This is a genomic window from Paenibacillus sp. GM2FR (assembly GCF_002803325.1).
In the GTDB taxonomy this organism is placed as follows: Bacteria; Bacillota; Bacilli; order Paenibacillales; family Paenibacillaceae; genus Paenibacillus_AQ; species Paenibacillus_AQ lautus.
Window position 1 is genome coordinate 85,156 of record NZ_MKZM01000010.1, and the last position, 18,455, is coordinate 103,610.

18 protein-coding genes and 1 pseudogene are annotated in these 18,455 nt (G+C 48.3%); 11 read left to right on the plus strand and 8 right to left on the minus strand.

Annotated elements, in window-relative coordinates; translation table 11 throughout:
• Positions 1-135: 135 nt before the first annotated feature.
• Positions 136-1,404 (plus strand): threonine ammonia-lyase IlvA, encoded by a 1,269-nt coding sequence (gene ilvA, locus PAEVO_RS25525; RefSeq protein ID WP_100540322.1) that lies wholly within the window; start codon positions 136-138, stop codon positions 1,402-1,404.
• Positions 1,405-1,546: 142 nt separating this feature from the next.
• Here ilvA and PAEVO_RS25530 read toward each other — a convergent pair whose 3' ends face one another.
• The 3 genes from PAEVO_RS25530 to PAEVO_RS25540 all read right to left on the minus strand — a co-directional run bounded on the left by PAEVO_RS25530 (position 1,547) and on the right by PAEVO_RS25540 (position 3,612).
• The gene (locus PAEVO_RS25530; protein ID WP_100540323.1) at positions 1,547-2,485 is read right to left on the minus strand and encodes a hypothetical protein; all 939 of its coding nucleotides are present in this window, start codon (positions 2,483-2,485) and stop codon (positions 1,547-1,549) included.
• A gap of 126 nt (positions 2,486-2,611) precedes the next feature.
• Positions 2,612-3,274: a DUF1129 family protein gene (locus PAEVO_RS25535; RefSeq protein ID WP_100540324.1), complete on the minus strand. Its 663-nt coding sequence runs from the start codon at positions 3,272-3,274 to the stop codon at positions 2,612-2,614.
• Between the two features lie 2 nt (positions 3,275-3,276).
• The gene (locus tag PAEVO_RS25540; protein WP_076325576.1) at positions 3,277-3,612 is read right to left on the minus strand and encodes a PadR family transcriptional regulator; all 336 of its coding nucleotides are present in this window, start codon (positions 3,610-3,612) and stop codon (positions 3,277-3,279) included.
• 636 nt (positions 3,613-4,248) lie between these two features.
• Between PAEVO_RS25540 and PAEVO_RS25550 the strand changes: the two genes are divergently transcribed.
• From PAEVO_RS25550 to PAEVO_RS25560, 3 genes are all read left to right on the plus strand, one after another.
• Positions 4,249-4,494, plus strand: coding sequence for a hypothetical protein (locus PAEVO_RS25550; protein ID WP_100540325.1), 246 nt, complete (start codon positions 4,249-4,251; stop codon positions 4,492-4,494).
• Positions 4,495-4,872: 378 nt separating this feature from the next.
• Entirely contained in the window at positions 4,873-5,700 is an 828-nt protein-coding gene (locus PAEVO_RS25555; RefSeq protein WP_100540326.1) for an alpha/beta hydrolase, read from the plus strand.
• 77 nt (positions 5,701-5,777) lie between these two features.
• On the plus strand, positions 5,778-6,554 hold the full coding sequence (locus tag PAEVO_RS25560) for a DODA-type extradiol aromatic ring-opening family dioxygenase (RefSeq protein WP_100540327.1): 777 nt from the start codon (positions 5,778-5,780) through the stop codon (positions 6,552-6,554).
• 1,361 nt (positions 6,555-7,915) lie between these two features.
• Here PAEVO_RS25560 and PAEVO_RS25565 read toward each other — a convergent pair.
• The 4 genes from PAEVO_RS25565 to PAEVO_RS25580 all read right to left on the minus strand — a co-directional run bounded on the left by PAEVO_RS25565 (position 7,916) and on the right by PAEVO_RS25580 (position 12,033).
• Positions 7,916-8,455, minus strand: a complete 540-nt coding sequence (locus PAEVO_RS25565; protein WP_100540328.1) for a DoxX family protein — start codon at positions 8,453-8,455, stop codon at positions 7,916-7,918.
• A 1,019-nt stretch (positions 8,456-9,474) separates the two neighbouring features.
• Entirely contained in the window at positions 9,475-9,999 is a 525-nt protein-coding gene (locus tag PAEVO_RS25570) for a DoxX family protein (RefSeq protein WP_100540329.1), read from the minus strand.
• Between the two features lie 261 nt (positions 10,000-10,260).
• Positions 10,261-10,800, minus strand: coding sequence for a DoxX family protein (locus PAEVO_RS25575; RefSeq protein WP_100540330.1), 540 nt, complete (start codon positions 10,798-10,800; stop codon positions 10,261-10,263).
• Positions 10,801-11,307: 507 nt separating this feature from the next.
• Complete coding sequence (locus PAEVO_RS25580) at positions 11,308-12,033, minus strand: MerR family transcriptional regulator (RefSeq protein ID WP_100540331.1); 726 nt, start codon at positions 12,031-12,033, stop codon at positions 11,308-11,310.
• Between the two features lie 152 nt (positions 12,034-12,185).
• Here PAEVO_RS25580 and PAEVO_RS25585 point away from each other — a divergent pair, with 152 nt between their 5' ends.
• Together PAEVO_RS25585 and PAEVO_RS25590 are read left to right on the plus strand one after the other, a co-directional pair.
• Positions 12,186-12,674, plus strand: a complete 489-nt coding sequence (locus tag PAEVO_RS25585) for a DUF6022 family protein (protein ID WP_100540332.1) — start codon at positions 12,186-12,188, stop codon at positions 12,672-12,674.
• A gap of 9 nt (positions 12,675-12,683) precedes the next feature.
• Positions 12,684-12,764, plus strand: a pseudogene (locus PAEVO_RS25590) (acetyltransferase); the annotation flags it as partial.
• Positions 12,765-13,073: 309 nt separating this feature from the next.
• Here PAEVO_RS25590 and PAEVO_RS25595 read toward each other — a convergent pair.
• Positions 13,074-13,361 carry a hypothetical protein gene (locus PAEVO_RS25595; protein WP_100540333.1) on the minus strand — a complete coding sequence of 96 codons (288 nt, stop codon included), beginning with the start codon at positions 13,359-13,361 and terminating at the stop codon, positions 13,074-13,076.
• 437 nt (positions 13,362-13,798) lie between these two features.
• Between PAEVO_RS25595 and PAEVO_RS25600 the strand changes: the two genes are divergently transcribed.
• From PAEVO_RS25600 to PAEVO_RS25620, 5 genes are all read left to right on the plus strand, one after another.
• Positions 13,799-14,935, plus strand: a complete 1,137-nt coding sequence (locus PAEVO_RS25600) for a DUF3048 domain-containing protein (protein ID WP_165789755.1) — start codon at positions 13,799-13,801, stop codon at positions 14,933-14,935.
• Positions 14,936-15,166: 231 nt separating this feature from the next.
• The gene (locus tag PAEVO_RS25605; protein ID WP_053489885.1) at positions 15,167-15,781 is read left to right on the plus strand and encodes a DUF47 domain-containing protein; all 615 of its coding nucleotides are present in this window, start codon (positions 15,167-15,169) and stop codon (positions 15,779-15,781) included.
• A gap of 14 nt (positions 15,782-15,795) precedes the next feature.
• Positions 15,796-16,785: an inorganic phosphate transporter gene (locus PAEVO_RS25610; RefSeq protein ID WP_100540335.1), complete on the plus strand. Its 990-nt coding sequence runs from the start codon at positions 15,796-15,798 to the stop codon at positions 16,783-16,785.
• Between the two features lie 103 nt (positions 16,786-16,888).
• Positions 16,889-17,845, plus strand: coding sequence for a magnesium/cobalt transporter CorA (gene corA / locus PAEVO_RS25615; RefSeq protein WP_100540336.1), 957 nt, complete (start codon positions 16,889-16,891; stop codon positions 17,843-17,845).
• A 198-nt stretch (positions 17,846-18,043) separates the two neighbouring features.
• Complete coding sequence (locus tag PAEVO_RS25620) at positions 18,044-18,409, plus strand: YrhK family protein (RefSeq protein WP_100540337.1); 366 nt, start codon at positions 18,044-18,046, stop codon at positions 18,407-18,409.
• Positions 18,410-18,455: the final 46 nt, after the last annotated feature.

Consider the following 18,455-nt stretch of genomic DNA (forward strand, 5'->3'; position numbering starts at 1 on the left):
CACCATTTTGCGAAGGCTTGCCAGAAAAGGGCGGGATATTTTCATGAAAAGTGATACAATGATAGAAATACGTAAATAAGGGTAGCGGAAGGATCAACGTTTACCTGGCAGCGAAGTGGGAGTGTGATCGAGAGAATGGAAGAGACGTATACGGCAAAACGGGCAGTCAGCATGGAGGACATCGTGCGCGCACACCACGTGCTTCGTGAAGTGATCGTACGCACGCCGCTGCAGCGGGACGCTGTGCTATCGGCTAAGTATGACTGCGAAGTGTATCTGAAGCGCGAGGACCTGCAGGTGGTTCGCTCCTTCAAGATCCGCGGCGCTTACAATATGATTCGCAGCTTGTCGGATGAAGAACGCAGCAAGGGCATTGTGTGCGCGAGCGCGGGTAACCATGCGCAAGGGGTGGCTTTCTCCTGTAACGCGTTGAATATTAAAGGCAAGATTTACATGCCGAGCACGACCCCGAACCAGAAAGTGAAGCAGGTGAAGCGTTTTGGCGGGGGCAGTGTTGAGGTCATTCTGACAGGCGATACCTTCGACGATGCATATGCTGAAGCGATCAAGGCATGCGATGAGTATGGCATGACCTTTATTCACCCGTTCGATGAAGCGAAGATTATCGCGGGTAACGGAACGATCGGGATGGAGGTTATGGAGGAGCTGGACGCGCCGGCCGATTATATGTTTGTCACCATCGGCGGCGGCGGTCTTGCGGCTGGCGTGGCAACGTATGTCAAAACCGTCAGTCCAACAACGCAAGTTATTGGCGTTGAACCGCTCGGGGCTGCGTCCATGATCGAATCCAAGAAGCAGGGTGAGGTCGTCACCATGCACGAGATCGACAAATTCGTGGATGGCGCCGCCGTGAAGCGTGTCGGGCAGCTGACTTATGATATATGCTGCGAGTTGGTTGATGACATCGTGACGGTTCCGGAAGGAAAAGCCTGCACCACCATCCTTGAGTTATATAACGAAAATGCGATCGTTGTAGAGCCTGCCGGGTCGCTGGCCGTGGCTGCGCTGGATATGAACCGGGACCGGATTCGCGGAAAAACGGTGGTATGCATCATCAGCGGCGGCAATAACGATATCGACCGGATGCAGGAAATCAAGGAGCGCTCCTTAATTTATGAAGGGCTGAAGCATTACTTCATGATTAACTTCCCGCAGCGTGCGGGAGCACTCCGCGAGTTTCTGGAAGAAGTGCTTGGTCCCGACGACGATATCGCACGCTTCGAATACACGAAGAAGCATAACAAGGAAGACGGGCCGGCCCTGGTGGGCATCGAGCTGTTAAGGCCCGAGGATTACGGTCCGCTGGTAGAGCGGATGCAGCGCAAGGGACTGGATTATACAGAGCTTAACAAGAACATGAACTTGTTCAATCTGCTGATTTAAGAGGTATACAGGCCGCGATAAATAGGCTCAGACTACGATTAAAAGCCGGATTCTCCTACAAACGGGAATCCGGCTTTTTTATACATATTCATTAGGGTGGGAATCTTGCTGAACCATTGGGAATGGTCTGTGGTTCGTTTGTCTAGTCGAGCGGAACCGCCTTCGCACGATACTGCTCCACTTCCTGGGTCAACTTGTCCTTATTGCTCTCAAGCACTTCAGACCAGGACTTTAGCTTTTTCAAGAGAGCGCTTTTGGAGACGGTGTCGCTGTCTTTGAGGATGTTATCGAAGGCTTGCCGCACTTCGGGGTCCAGAAGATTGTCTTCGTACTTGAATAGCGGTGTATTGTTATAGCCGTAGAATAAGCTTAGCTCAGTAAAACGAAGCTTCAGCTTCACATCAGCGGCTCGGTTTGATTTGGGATACGTCGTAATAAAGGCCTCCTGCGCAAGTCCACGTTCAATGACCTCGGACCAAGGGATCACCAAGGCGGCATCACTGACGGCAGGCTTTTCGGATTCCACGATCATGATGTCGATATAGGCCTGAATATCCTTATTGATATAAGGCTTGTATGGTTTCAGTGTCGTATAGTCGATAATCGGGAAGATGACGCCTTCGGTCGTATATAGTCTGTAGCCGCTGTCCCGCAGGTTGATGAGCACCTTGCGAAGCGTGTCGTCCTTGGTTTTGTTAATGGTGGTGTTAATCGGTTCCCCGAATTTGTACAGGTTCATCAGTTTATCTTGAATGCCGATTTCATACACCTTGTCGGTTTTGGCCGGGAGCGCATCATTCATCGCATTCTCCAGCTTGAGCACCAGCATGGTCGCCTGATACGTGGTTACGCTGCGGATATGCTTGGTGATGTAAGACTTGGCATAAGCCACGTCGGATTCCTTCAGCAGTTTACTGGCTTTGTTGTAAACCGCATTGCCGAAGGCAGTAGCTTTACTTGAGACGGCGGTTGAACCAGCTTGGGATACGGATGCAGGTGCCGCGTTAGCGATGACGCCAGTCTGGATCGATAGAATAAGTGCAAGGATGGCAGCCATCGCGGATTTTTTTGATTTTGACATATATCTTCCTCCCTTACCACACATTACCCTTATCCTATCATCTTCTGTAGAACATTAGTTTACAATGAACGAAAAAATATTAAAGATTTTGTTATGCGCCGGACGCGAATTCATGACGAGTTTGTATTATTTGTTCGAAAAAAGAAGTTTCGTCCCTGCGATTCCGACCAGGAAGATAACGAGACTGATCCATGGCGCTATCGTCAGAACCGGCAGCAGCCGCCCCAGCCATACGCCGGCAACCAGAATCACTACGGTAATGGCGACATAAATCCCCATATTGCGGACATTAATCTTGCGCTTGTCCTCCTCCGGTTTGAAGGTGCCACTCTTCATCCATCTTAATAGTGCGTGGATAAGCACATAGGAGCCGCCTGCGATCAGAATCAGGGTGGAAATACGTACCTGCGTCATGCGCTCAACCGGTCCCCCGGCCCACATTGTGATGAATCCGACCAGCGCTTGGACGAAAAAAAACCAGGTTAAGGCAATCCATGGGATCATGACATGGTATTGGAGACTGCTGAGGCCTTTCATTTTTGGCAGCTGCTCCACCAGCTCCTTGCAGTAGGACTCGGGATCGCTTCCGAATACATCCTCAGCACTTTTGCCTTTGGCTTGGGCATCCAGCAGGTGCTGGGCGATTTCGAGCAGCAGTTCCTCGCCTTTTTGCTCCTGCACGGAGCTGCTGCGGATATAGACAACCATGTCTTGGTAATAGCTCAGGTTGTTTGGCTTCATGGCATCCTGGAGTCGGTTGTTCTCTTTGATCATCTGTTTGGTATTCATCTTCACTGTCCTCCGCGGGTTAGAATATGGTCTACACTATCTTTAAGCGTTCCCCAATGTTCCTTGAATTGTTGAAGAACGTGCAGGCCTTTATCGGTCAAATTGTAATATTTGCGGGGCGGCCCCCCGGCACCGGGCGCCGGCCGTAGTGTACCTTCAATAAGCTGGTCTTTCTGCATGCGAAGCAGCAAGGGATAGATGCTGCCTTCGCTTACAAACGTGAGTCCGCTGTCTTCCAGCAGCGTGCTAATCTCATAACCATATACCTCCCGATGCTCCATAAGCGAGAGAATGCAGCCTTCGAGAATGCCTTTTAGCATTTGACTTTGGGTGGTCATGAATGGGGTTATCCTCCTTCAATTATATTGCTATGCAAGGTAGTGGGGCGCATTGAGGCTGGGCTACGAATGAGAATGATCAATGACGAGTGATGGCGATGGTGGATGAGAAAGACAATGACGAACGACAAATGATAATGACCAATGGCAATGGCGAATGACAATGGCGAATGACAATGGCGAATGACAATGAACAATGGCGAATGACAAAATAGCAATTGACCAATAAAGAATAAAGAATAATGAATAATGAATAATGAATAGCGAACGAACAACGAAAAATAAATAACGAATAGCCAAAAGCCAAAAGCCAAAAGCCAAAAGCAAAAACCAAAAACCAAAAGCAAAAACCAAAAACCAAAAACCAAAATCAAAAGCCAAAAGTAATAGCAATAGCACAATAGCAATAGCAACCAGTCAATACGCACCTTGTTCCTTACAAAATGAATGTCCTTGCAACTACCTTGTTATGCAATATATCATAGCAGCAACATACTTGCAATGCAAGGTAGCTAGAAAATATATGTCGTATTCGTGAACCAGGTATAATTCCCCGGCTCCTATTTCACAATAATAAGCATTCTAAGCAATAGACGACACTCTAAACATTTAGGGATAAGAAGGAGGAGTTCTCAGGTGAGTGCTAACTTTTATGACGATGAATTGCATGGTGGAGACGCTGTGCCGGCAAACGGGCAAGAGGTTGTCGCGGGCAGCAGTGCAGCGGATGGGATATTTGGCCAGGCATACGCCTCCGAGGGTGATGAAACAGATCTGTCTGCCTCATCCTTATGGGAGAACGACCCTGTCGGGAAGACCTGGATGAACGATTGGAGCGGACGAGAAGAGACCCATGCGATGTTTCGCCAGAGCTATGAGTAGAGGTTAAAGATGCGGTGCGAAAACTGAATGAAGGTTGAAGTGGACAAGAAGAGTTGCACGCTGGGTTTTGCAGAGCCGCGAGTGGATGCTGAATGGACCATTCCTTAACCTATGTAGCTTTAGTAGAAGGTTGAATCGCTGCATAAGGTTGATTTTTAGGAGCCAAGCATGGCTATAATCTCGCCTCGCTTCAGTCAAAATCCACTCGCATCGCACTATCATATCCCACTATCTTATCCTTACACTGCAGTTCGCCGTCTGCCATTTGCGTTGACAATCCTTAATCACGATGCTAAGATAAGTTTAATTAATTCATATTAATCTTATCGGAATTATTAATATTATGATTACGGTGCGTTATCGCAAGGAGGAATCGGCATGGAACGGCAAATTACAATCCGGCATAATCAAGAGGAACTTACGGCAACTATCCATTACCCATTAAAAGAATCGGCCCAAGGCGGCCGGTGCAATCGGGTACCGTTGGTCATCATCTGCCACGGCTTTGTTGGAAGCCGGATCGGCGTGGACCGACTGTTTGTCAAAACGGCGCGTGCGTTTGCCGAAGACGGGTATATGGTGATCCGGTTCGATTATATCGGATGCGGAGAGAGCTCGGGCAATTATGGCAGCGAGGGGCTCGACTCGATGATTGCCCAGACGCGTTCCGTTCTCGATTATGGACTCAGCTGTACCGATGTCGATCCGACGCGCATCACACTCATTGGACATAGCTTGGGCGGCGCTGTCGCCCTGCAGACCGCCGTTCGTGACCGGCGCGTGAAGAATCTGATCCTGTGGTCTGCGGTAGGATACCCGTTCAATGATATCGTCAAAATCACCGGCCGCGATGTGTACGACACCTCTGTTAAGTCGGGATCCGCTGATTATTTGGGATACTCGTTTACCCCGGTCTTTTTCGAGTCATTGGCACAGGGCCAGCCTTTCCAGGAAGCGATCAAGTTTACGGGCAATGTGCTGGTGATACATGGTACCTCGGATGAAGTCATTCCGGTGGACTACGCTTTCCTGTTTCAAAAAGTGTTCTGGATGCGCCAGGAAGGCCGCTGCGATAAGGAGATTATCTTCCAGGCTGATCACACGTATTCCGCCGGGCCTCAGCGCGAGCTGCTCCTTCAGCGGACACGGGATTGGTTGAACGAACAGGAGAACATTCAGCAGGAATGGCAGCACTGGATGATTTAAGGGAGTTATTTGGCATAATGGGCGATTTAACGGTACAATAGAGTTGTCCCTTGATTTTGAAGCTGGAGGTGGCATCGATGACGTTACCTGCTTTATTTATTGCCCATGGTTCGCCGATGATGGCCCTGGAGGACAACGAGTACACCCGCTTCCTTGAGCAGTTGGGGCGGGAGCTGCCTGCACCTAGGGGCATAGCTGTATTTTCTGCCCATTGGGACGATCCGGATCAGCGGCTGACCGAAGATGCCGAGCATGGTACGATGCATGATTTTTACGGATTTCCGGAGGAAATGTACCATATCACGTATCCTGCCCCAGGCAGCGCGGAGCTGGCAGCTGAGATTCGTCAGCGTTTTGAGGCAAACAATCTGCATGCCAAAGCCGTGACCGGCCGTGGACTGGACCATGGGGTATGGGTCATTCTGCGCAAAATGTACCCCGATGCGAATATTCCCGTGGTGGCCTTGTCCGTGGACTCCAAGCGCTCGCCTAACGAACAATATTCCATCGGTGCGATGCTGTCCGATTTGCGTGAAGAAGGCATCCTGATTATCGGGAGCGGCGGTTTGGTGCACAATCTGCGGATGGTGCATGAGAGCGATGAGCCTGATGAATGGGCGGCTGCATTCGATGAATGGATTGCGAAGCAGCTGACGGAATGGAATCTGAGTAATCTGTTTGCGTTTGACAAAAAAGCGCCTCATGCCGGCGATGCTGTCCCTTCCTATGGACGGGAGCATTTTGTCCCTTTGTTCTATGCAATGGGAGCTGCCGATAACGGCCGCAAGGCAAAGCGATTGTTTCAATCTTACCAATATGGCAGTTTGAGTCTAAACTGCTGGTCATTCGAATAATGAGATGCCGGGCTTGGTTCACAAGCTCGGCTTTTGTTGTGTTTGAGGGGATATGTGGGGGATTTCTGTAGGCAGCGAGTCGGAGTAGATGTCTGTGGGAAGAAGCAGGAATAATGGGGCTGTTATTGGGTAACCCGTGCACTTGGTCAGTCCGTCGGCCCGGCAGTATCGGACCTTAGATCCGCTATTTTCGCTATCGGCTCGTTTTTGCGGGGTTTATCGGACACACGATCCGTTAAGTTGCGGATAATCGGCAAAATGATGGCCTAATTCGGTGATTAACGGATCTCCGGTCCGTTAGTGTTAAAAAATGGGTGCTTTTAGTCAAAATAAGGTTCTCTGAGTCCGCTAAAATTGTAAATCGCTCTGAGTGTCGTATGTACACTCGATGTATGACAACGCTCGAACGTAAGTACAACACTCTTCGGACCTCAGATCCGCTATTCTCGCTATTGGCTCGCTTTGCGGGTTTTATCGGACACAGAATCCGTTAAGTTGCTGATAATCGGCAAAATGATGGCCTTATATGATGAATAACGGATCTCTGGTCCGTTAGTGTTAAAGAAATGGTGTTTTTGGTCAAAATAAGGTTCTCTGAGTCCGCTAAAATTGTAAATCGCTATGCAGTGTCGTATGTACACTCGATGTATGACGACGCTCGAACGTAAGTACAACGCTCTTCGGACCTCAGATCCGCTATTTTCGCTATCGGCTCGTTTTTGCGGGGTTTATCGGACACACGATCCGTTAAGTTGCCGATTATCCGTAAAATGATGGCCTTATATGATGAATAACGGATCTCTGGTCCGTTAGTGTTAAAGAAATGGTGTTTTTGGTCAAAATAAGGTTCTCTGAGTCCGCTAAAATTGTAAATCGCTAGGTAGGGCCATATGAAAGATGCTCGAACGTAAGTACAACGCTCGGAAGTAAGTACAACACTCTTTGACCTCAGATCCGCTATTTTCGCTATCGGCTCGCTTTTGCGGGTTTTATCGGACACAGAATCCGTTAAGTTGCTGGTAATCCGTAAAATGATGGCTTAATTCGGTGAATAACGGATCTCTGGTCCGTTAGTGTTAAAGAAATGGTGTTTTTGGTCAAAATAAGGTTCTCTGAGTCCGCTAAATTGTAATCGCTCTGAGTGTCGTATGTACACTCGGATGTATGACAACGCTCGGATGTATGACAACGCTCTAACGTATGGCAAAGCTCCAACGTATGACAAGCTCCAACGTATGACAAAGCTCGAACGTATGAGCTCCAACATATGCCACAACAAAAACAGCCCGGCTTGATTGCTCAAGTCGGGCTGTCTAATCAATAGAGTAGAATTTATCTTCTACAGTTAGCTACTTACCGTGTTATGCCGTTTGTTTTTTGAACGGTGTGTGCGTGGTTCCGTCGCCCTTGGTTGTTTTATGGGTCATTTTGTTCCACAGGCCGCGGAGGTAAGGGAGAACCCAACGGTCGAAACCGATTTTACCGGCGTTGGCAGCAGCGACGATGATCAGTACTTCAAGCAGCAGCATTTGGGCGTTGGTGCTCACGGTGCCCGAGAAGAGGAATGCGGCGTTCATCACAAGTCCCATCAGAGCAGCGAAGGTGGTGAAGGTACCGAGTATCAGACCGACCCCTACGAGGAACTCACCGAGCGGGATGATAACGTTGAAGAGCTTCACGCCCGGCAGTGCTCCGTGTTCGAGAAACGCTGCCCACCAGCCTTGTACAGCGGGGTGATCGCCGGTTGCTTTGGCAATCGCGCCTTGCAGGAAGCCCCCTGCGTCAAATCCGCCCGTCAATTTACCCCAACCTGCCGTCATCCATTCATAACCGATGTAGACCCGAATGATGGTCAGCAGCCACATTGCCAATTTGTTTGTTCTCAGCCAGGTGTTAAACATATAAACCACTCCTTAAAAGTATGATTTCTTTTTTATGAAAGCTTCCTTGCCAATTCTCGGATGTGCCTAAGTTCTGCGATGCTGTTCTTTAGGAAGATGATCATCTCTTTCATGTCTTTATTATAAGTGAAATAAATCACAATATATGTGATTTAAATCACATTAGTGATAAATATCATAAAAAACTTTATATTCGTGAGTTGGCAGGTGGTAAGTTACAGGTGGCAAGCGGTAGGGATAACAAGCGCAATATAGAATGGGGGAGAAATAGAGGACAAGGAGATGTGTAAGCTAACAGTATGATGCTGATAGTGAAGAATGGCTGCTTGCAGGATGGTTGCCAGTAGGCTAATAAGCAGTAAGCAGTAAGCAGTAAGCAGTAAGCAGTAAGCAGTAAGCAGTAAGCAGTATGCAGTATGCAGTAAGCAGTAAGCAGTATGCAGTATGCAGTAAGCAGTAAGCAGTATGGAAGCAGTAAGTAGTAAGTAGTATGCAGTGTGAGTAAGTAAGGGCAAAGTCAGTAAGTAATAAACACGAAGAGAGTAGTAAGTGCAAAACCAGCAGCCAGTGAAGTGGTAAGCTCAGAGACAGTAAGCAATAAACAAAGCAGTATGTAGTAAATGCAAAACCAGTAATAAGCAAAGTAGTAAGAGAGCAAAAAGAAGTACGCAGTAAGCAGTAAGTAGTAAGCGCAAAGCAGCACCTAGTACGTGGAGCGTGTGGATAGAGGAAGGAGGGATATCATATCGCTAGAATCATTGGGTTCGGTGTGAATTTGTTAAAAGGGGCAAATTGTTTATAAGACACGGATGACCGGTACCGATGGCCGCGATCACCCGTAGATTTATTGATGAAGGCAAGCAGTAAGAGATCGGAGAGAGGAGAACCTTCAAACTTTCTGTAAGACAGATGAAACGAGTTGGAGTAGCCAGGCGAGAACTTCTCATGATGAGAAGCAAGCGGCCGCCTTGTGATTACTTTGGCTTTTTCGTTAGTTTACTCCCGTATTCCTTGTAACTTCAGATCGCTTGATTCTGTAGAGAGGACGGGTCGCTGCTGATTTTTGCTTTGCGCGTGAATTTATCTTGGAGGTAGGGCATGAGCCAGCGGTCAATCCCGATCTTTCCGCTGTTGGCAGCCGAGAGGATGATCAGGAATTCAAGCAGCAGGAGTTGACCGTTGATGCTGATGGAACCAGAGAAGAGATACGCGGCGTTCATCACGAGCCCCATCAGCGCGGCGAACGCAGTGAATGTGCCGAGAATGAGGCCAAGCCCGACGAGGAATTCGCCCAAAGGAACGATGACGTTGAACCATTTGACGCCGGGCAGCGCGGCATGTTTTAGGAATACGGCCCACCAATCTTGAACCGCAGGCTGCTCACCCGTGGATTTGGCGATGGCCCCCTGCATAAATCCGCTTGCATCGAAACCTCCCGTTAACTTACCCCAGCCTGCCATCAACCACTTATACCCGACGTACACCCGAATGATCGTCAGCAGCCACATTGCGATTTTGCTTGATTGCAACCATTGAATAAACACCAGCACCACTCCTCCAATGAATAATCATTCTCTTTTTTGTTTTCAGATTTTTGCAAATTTGAAATTCGTAAGCTGCGACGAAAGCCGAAAAAACAGCAACGATCTATATAATGTCGTATCCTAACAAATTATTCATATTTGCAAAAATCTGTATTTAAATACAGTATTCGCATAGGCTGCGATTTGGCATAGGTTCTTGGCATGAAAAAAAGACGGCGGAGAACCGGAGTTCTCCACCGTCTTTGTATGATCGTTACGATGTTAAGCTGTTCGCTTTTTCAGATGAGTTGTCGGCGCTTTGGGCTCATGACCGCGGTGGGTCATTTTATTCCACAGGCCACGAAGGTAAGGGAGTACCCAACGGTCGAGACCGATTTTACCAGCGTTGGCAGCAGCGACGATGATCAGCACTTCAAGCAGCAGCATTTGGGCGTTGGTGCTCACGGTGCCCGAGAAGAGGAACGCGGCGTTCATGACCAGTCCCATTAGGGCGGCAAAGGTGGTGAAGGTACCGAGAATGAGTCCGAGACCTACCAGGAATTCACCGAGCGGGATGATGAAGTTGAAGAGCTTCACGCCCGGCAGTGCCGCGTGTTCGAGGAACGCTGCCCACCAGCCTTGTACGGCGGGGTGATCGCCGGTTGCATTGGCAATCGCACCCTGCAGGAAGCCCCCGGCATCAAATCCGCCGCCTGTCAATTTACCCCAACCTGCTGTCAGCCATTCATAACCGATGTAGACCCGAATGATCGTCAGCAGCCACATTGCCCATTTGTTTGTTCTCAGCCAGTTGTTAAACATATAAACCACTCCTTAAGTGAGTTTTGATTTTTTGGATTAGGACATTACGTTGTTTCTAATGTCGTTGTTGTTGGTTCTTGTTGCCTTGGGAAGTGATCACCTTCTCTATGTCTTTATTATAAGTGAAAATATTCACAATACACGTGATAAATATCACAAAGTTGTGAACGTTTCGGTATGAGCGCTCCGCAGAGGGGGTTATATCCAATGTGGGCACCGATTTCTGGGTGCGCGATGCCTAGTTAGGAGCACGCTTGGATGGCTGTCAGGCTGCCATTCACCTGCTTTCTGCTTAGAGCCATAAAGTACTGCTATATCTATGTCATCATGTTATCCATTATCTGTTTGTTACGTTTAACGATCATTGTTGGGGGTTGTTGACTCCAACATTATCAGCGATGCGATCAAGACGAAGCTTTTTGTCCAAAATGTTTTAGCACATCCATTTCATGATGGATTTCATAAAACCCTAAACCTATAAAGTAACAGGCAGCACAGGAGAAAGGATTAAAGATTGTCCTCGATTGTTTCCGAGAAGCCTGTTGTTTGAATCAAGCGATATAGAAAATAGAGAGCTCGCGCCTGAAGTTTGATCGTTTTGTGCAGGTAAGCTTGAATACTTTCAGAAAGCTTCATCGCATGCTCGATGTTCTCTAGCTCTAAGCGTGCAATGGATTGTTTTAAGTTTACGGTTTCCTCGGAATAAACGGAGCTCTGCAGTACCTGAATCATCCTAATTTTAAAAAGATGCGATTCATTATAAAGACGGTAATCGTTATCAGGGTCTCGCTTAGCAGTGAACAGGCCGCTCTGCTCCCAGTAACGGATTGCCGATTTAGGAGCCCCCGTTCGTCTGGAAACCTCGTGGATGCTGAAATATTGGTTAGAGTCGTTAGCTCGACTACCTTCAGAACACGATTTCAACTCCCTTACCAGTTGATCCAAACTTACTTTTTCCCGATGCAGCATAACCTCTCGATCCCTGACGATCCACAATGCGTCATCCAACTCATTTCGCCCAAGACAATGCATTACCTCGCTCGTTACTTCCATACCGAATGCGGCAGCCATGGCTTGAATACATGCCAGATAAGCTTCATGCCGTTCTGTGTACATCCGATATCCATTTGAAGATCGATCTGCAGGAGGTATCAACCCCTTCGCTTCGTAGTTCCGTAGAGTGCTGCTACTTAACCCGTATTTCTCTGCCAGTCTTTTGGGTCGAAAGCTCATGTGATCCCACCTTCGTAAAAAATGCACAACATTAAAACCATTGTAATGTAATTCTGGATTTTTTATTGATTTCCTTCATATTTACCTCCTAAACCTTCCAATTGGCTTTCATGTTGTATGATGAAAATAATCCAATTCAAGGAGGAGTTTATATGACAGTAAAACCAGTATTGCGTTCGGACATGACCATTGAGGAGATTTGTGTGGCAGGTAATCAATATATTGAATCGGTATGGAAAACACGATACGATTCGATGTTTGATGAGTTAACGATCGCTTTTCGTGAAATCGAGGATGCTGCCTATGGGCTCTATTTGGATCAGTTGATGCCCGCACTATTTGAGAGCCTTGAAGACGCCGGGTTCGAAGCAATGGAGCCCCTCAAGGAGCATGATTTCATCATCGGGAAATGTTTGCTATTTCGCAATTCGCTTGAAAAATGGGGAACCGAGGAAAATAGGTCTAGAATATTCTGGAACGTGATACGTAGTAAGAATGGTCAACAACCCATTGGAACCTTATTGACGGAAATCCCTCATTCTCATCTGAAGTTCGACATTCCTAGGGCACCTGTACTATATTCGCTGAGCGAATATGAGAGGGAGCAAATCGCGCGAGGGATTCGACGGATTAAGGAATAAGAATTTAGGGTAGGGGACTATTCCTATTACGATGCATTGAACGGTGAGTCGTTCGAAGATCAAGTATTGTATCATTATGAGGTCATCGGGGCCAACTACCGCTCTGAGGGATGCCGGCGATGAGAAATCGAAGGGACCCTCACGATCGGTGACCTCTTGGCTTTAGCAAGCCGTATCATTGATGTGGGGTTGCTCCTAACATAATAGGAGTTATCTTTGCCCAAAAAAGGCGCCCTGGCTATGGGCGCCTTTTTTTATATTTATCGTTGATTTCCTTTTTAAGGCCTCCGTGGCGCTCCAATACTGCTACGTTTACTGAGGTCAGAAGTCTGGGTATTAATGAGACCATTAAAAGATCCTCCAAAAGGGTCGGTGTTATATTGATAAATCCAAATCCACCTACAACACCAAGTGAATCAGGAAAAGTTTTATTACTTTCTGCCATAGGAGGCTGGGCTGTACACTCTTTTTAGAGACCGAAGTAGCATGCTTCTTCACAAAATTCGCATCCTCCTCACTTAACTCTTCTCCGACCTCATAACGATCGTTAATTTCATTCAACTTTTCTCGAATTTGAAGATCGGATAATCCTTCTTCAGGCGCTGCGAATGCCATACCAACTGCGCTAAGAGTTAGTCCCATAACAAGTAATGGTATCAAAGCCAGCCTCATGATTTTCTTTAACATAATAAATCCTACCTTTTTGTATTTTGAACCTTATTAATTGTGGATCTAATAGTATAAACACCTAGAAACAGGAAAAAGTTATGGGAAATATTAAACTATGGAAGACCTTAATTTAAGAGAAAAAAAGAGGGGAATTCAGATCAACTCCAATTACATATGTCCAAAATATAGCCTTTGACTAAGCAAAGAAGAAAAGGACCTGCGGTGTCAGGTCTTTTTCTTTAGTGAACATCGAAGACTTGCTTTAAGAAATCGGGTTACCTTTGATATTCATCTGGATGTTTCCTCTTCTATATACAGACAAAGGACGATACAGACAAAGCACGGATTTTGTGATTAAATGTAAACTAAAGTTGAATTGTCGGTTGGGAATTTTGGGGAAATAGGTTGGAAATTTAGGGTAATGAGTAATGGGAGCGTTCATAGGGGGAAACCATATGTTTAGCAAAGGGTCTTTGTCTTTCCGTAAATTCGCGTGGAGGACAAGCTTGTTGTCCATGGCGACAGTATTGCTGCTGTCCGGATGCAGCGGCGGCGGTAAACAGCAGGCGGAACCAACGCCGGCACCAGTGGTGGAGGCTCCGGTCGAGCAGCCGGTCGAAGTGCCTCAAGAGGAAGCGTCCTCTCCATATAAGGCACCGCTGACCGGAATGCCGTTAGAAGCGTCACTGACGCAGCGGCCGCTGGCCGTTATGATCAATAACGCACCGGCGGCAAGGCCGCAGTCGGGTCTGGGACAAGCGGACATGGTATATGAAGTGCTGGCGGAGGGAGGGATCACGCGACTGATCGGCATATTCCAAAGCCAGAGCGGGATTGAGAAGATCGGGCCGATTCGCAGCATTCGTCCTTATCTGATCAATCTAGGCGAGAGCTACGGCGGGGTGCTTGTACATGCTGGAGGCAGCCCTGAAGCTTATAGCATCATCCAAAAGCAAGGCAAGCAGGATATGGACGAGATCGGAAATGCAGGCGCCTACTTCTGGAGGGCCAAGGACCGCAAAGCGCCGCATAATCTGTATTCCAGCGACGAGAAGCTCCGTGAAGGAGCAGCGAAGCTCAATTATGGCAACGACGTGAAGGTGCCGCAATATTCGTTCTATTCCGAGCCGACGGCTGCAAGCGGCGATGGTGCAGAGGGAACGGCGCCAGTGGGTGTTGTTTCCGGTGAACCCGGGGAGAAGGTAGAAATCAAATTTTTACTAGACAGTTATGTGGTGGCTTATCAGTATGACGGTTCGTCCAATACGTATAAACGGTGGGTCAATGGATCGCCGCATGTGGATCTCAACGATAACGTTCAGCTGGAGGCCGCGAATGTCATCGTGCTCGGGGCGGATCATAAAGTGCTGGATGATGTGGGCCGGCTTGCCGTGAATGTGGAAACGGGCGGGAAAGCGATGCTGTTCCAGCGCGGAGAAGTCATCGAGGGGCAGTGGGTACGTGCAGCGGGCGATGCGATTCGTTTCGTGAAGGACGGCAAAGAAGTGCCGTTGGTACCAGGAACAACGTATTTCAACATTGTGCCGAATTCGCCTTCTTTTGAAAGCCATGTGACAATCTCGAATCCTTGATGCGCAAGAAGTGGTTGGAGGATGCTGTGTCGGGATAATTTGCACGCCTACGGAGATGTTAATAGGCAAGGGAATTGAAGCGATATCCATGCATCTTCTATTTTGTTAGTTCCTTACATTTTTGAGTGTTACTTTTCTATACACACCCTGCCATGGATGTGATAAGATAGTCAAGGTTGTCTATCTTTTGAGGGCGTTCGCGGCAATTTATCGAAAAAAGGGGTTAAGAGTATGAAATTGAAGAAGAAGGATATATTCTTCCAAACGCTGGAGAATATGGCCGATACGGTGGTACAAGCCGCAGATTATTTTTCGCAGCACGTTTCCAATCTTCAAGATGTGCTTGAATTTGCCAATGAAATGAAAAAATACGAGTCCCAGTGTGATACCTATACGCATACCATCATTACTGAGCTCAACAAAACGTTTATCACGCCAATCGAACGCGACGATATTATGGACCTGACAACCAGCATGGACGATGTGATGGACGGATTGGAAGCAACGGCATCCCGTTTCTATATGTACAATTTGGGGAAACCTGACGAGTACATGGTACAGTTTGCCGAAATTTTGCGTCAATCGGCTTACGAAATTCAGAAGGCCATTCATTTGCTCTCTCAGAAAAAACTTCTGGCTATTCGTGAGTACACGATCCGCTTGAACGATCTGGAGAACCAAGGCGACGAGCTGCTGCGCATCTGTATCAAGGATCTGTTCGCCACCGTCTCTGACCCGATTCTGCTGATCAAGAAAAAAGAGATTTACGAACGTCTTGAAACGACCACGGACACCTGCGAAGACGTGGCAAATATGCTGGAATCCATCATTATGCGCAACTCGTAAGGGAGTCCTGAACAATGGATACAACGATGTTAGTATTAGTAATTGTTGTTTTTTTGGCGCTTGCATTTGACTTCATCAACGGGTTCCACGATACGGCGAATGCCATTGCAACGTCGGTATCAACCCGGGCCTTGAAGCCGCGGGTAGCCATCTTGCTTGCAGCCAGTATGAACTTCATCGGTGCGATGATGTTCACAGGGGTTGCCAAAACCATCGGCGGCAGCATCGCGGATCCGACCAAGCTGGATAACGGGATCGAGGTTGTTATTGCAACATTGCTTGCAGCCATCATCTGGAACCTGGTTACCTGGTGGTTCGGATTGCCTTCGTCCTCTTCCCATGCCCTGATCGGGGCATTGGCCGGTGCGGTATTCGTCGGCGCGGGAAGCGACATGCTGAATTACGGCGGATTTAAGGATATCGTGTTGGCGTTGGTCCTATCGCCTGTCATCGCGTTTGTGATCGGTTATCTGGTCATGCAGCTGCTTAAGGTCATCTTTGCGAAGCGCAGCCCGCATACGGTGAATAAAGGCTTCCGTACGATGCAAATCTTTACGGCAGCACTCCAATCCTTCACGCACGGTACCAACGATGCACAGAAGGCGATGGGGATTATCACCTTTGCCCTGGTTACCTCCGGTCAATTGACGGAGATGGAAGTTCCGCTCTGGGTTAAAATTTCGGCAGCGACAGCGATGGCGCTCGGAACCTCGGTGGGCGGCTGGAAGATCATCAAGACCATGGGTACGAAAATTTTCAAAATCGAGCCGATCAACGGGTTCGCAGCTGACTTTTCGGCCGCATCCGTCATCTTCTCGGCGACACTGCTTCATCTGCCGATCAGTACAACGCATGCGATTACCTCGGCTATTCTCGGTGTAGGCTCAGCAAAACGCTTCTCCGCCGTGAAATGGTCCCTGGCAGGCCGCATTGTGGTGACTTGGTTTATTACGATTCCCATTACGGCTGTACTGGCAGGAGTCATCTTTAAAATTCTTTTCTAAAACATAATTACACATAGATCATGGATAGTAGTGGGCCAATCAGGAATCGATTGGCTTTTTTTGTTTAATGAAACCGAATTGTGCACAGGAAGGAGTGTTGATCATGATTCGCACGTTAGCGATTACACCAAGCTATGAAGCCGTAATCGGGCTTCCGCTCGAAGAGATTCGAATCGAGGATTATGCCTGGATCTGGGCCGATTTCAGTGAGCCCACGCCGGAGGAGGCACGGATGCTGGAGAGCTATTTTCATTTTCACCCGCTTGCGGTGGAGGATTGCCTGCATATCCTGCAGCGGCCGAAGCTGGATTATTACGAACAGATGCAATTTTTTGTCCTCCATGCCCTTCAGCCGGATACCTTGCAAGCCGTCGAGGTGGATCTGTTTCTTGCACCTTCGTTCATTGTCTCCTTCCACGAAAAGGCACTGCCCGAAATGAATGACGCTTGGGAACGCGTCACCTCGATCGCCCGCAAGGGTCCGCTGGGCCAGGACGGTCCAAGCTTCACGGCATATACCATCATGGATAAGCTGGTGGATCAGTACTTCCCAAGCTTGTTTGCCATCGAGGATGAGCTGGCGGAGCTGGAGAGCCGAGGCGAGAAGGATTCAGTGGAGGAGCTGATGAATCAGGTGTTTGCGCTGCGTTCGAGGCTGCTTCGCCTGCGGCGGACGGTCGTGCCGATGCGGGATCTGCTGTACCGGATCGTGAACTCGCAGCATTTGGAGCACCACGCGCACCATGCTTATTTTTCCGACATCTACGATCATCTGCTGAAGCTGGCGGACATGATCGAGGCCGACCGCGAGATGACGGCGGATCTTCGGGACAGCTACATATCGGTGAATTCGAACCGGATGAATACGATCATGAAGACCTTAACGGTGATCACGACCATCTTCATGCCGCTCACCCTGATTGCCGGGATATATGGGATGAATTTTGAGAACATGCCGGAGCTGGAGTGGCATTACGGATACTTCTTCGTGCTTCTTCTCATGTTTGTGCTCGGCGGCGGCATGGTGTTGTGGTTTATGCGCAGAGGCTGGTTTAAATAGAGAGGTTCATTTTGGCGTGAACATGGTGATGCCATTCGGAAGTAGAGGTTGGTTAGCCAGCGTATCGGTCGGTCCAAGTCCTTGCCAAGTCCTTATCTGATGAGGGGAAGGTTGTCCTGCACCATAAGACCAATGCTAAATCGCTGGGGTTTCTTGTTTCTCCGTAAGGGGTAAAGGCTTGCAGAGGAGGGACTGCATATGAAACTTAGGCTCAGACCACATCCCAAGAAGCGTTCATCGCATCATCCAGATGAGCCTTTGCGTTCCCGGCTGCGGCGCCGGATGCTTCGCTTGGCATGGAAACGAAAACGAAAGCTGGCCGTGACGAACCGCTATGAGGTGGGCATGGTCATCAGCGAGATTGCGACCGGCCTGTTGTTCATCACAGGCAGCATTCTCATGTTCTATCCCCATATGAAGCGGATTCCGACCGTTCTGTATCTGGTGGGCAGCATTATGATGCTGCTGCGTTCCGGTCTGCGCGGTTCCTATTGGTTCCGGTTAAAATCACTCGAAAGCGTCGAGAATAAAGAAGCCGGCCCCGAAGAGGACTGGACGCGCTGATGAGGATCTCATCGTGTTGATGAAAAGGATATGGCTCCAGTCTAGG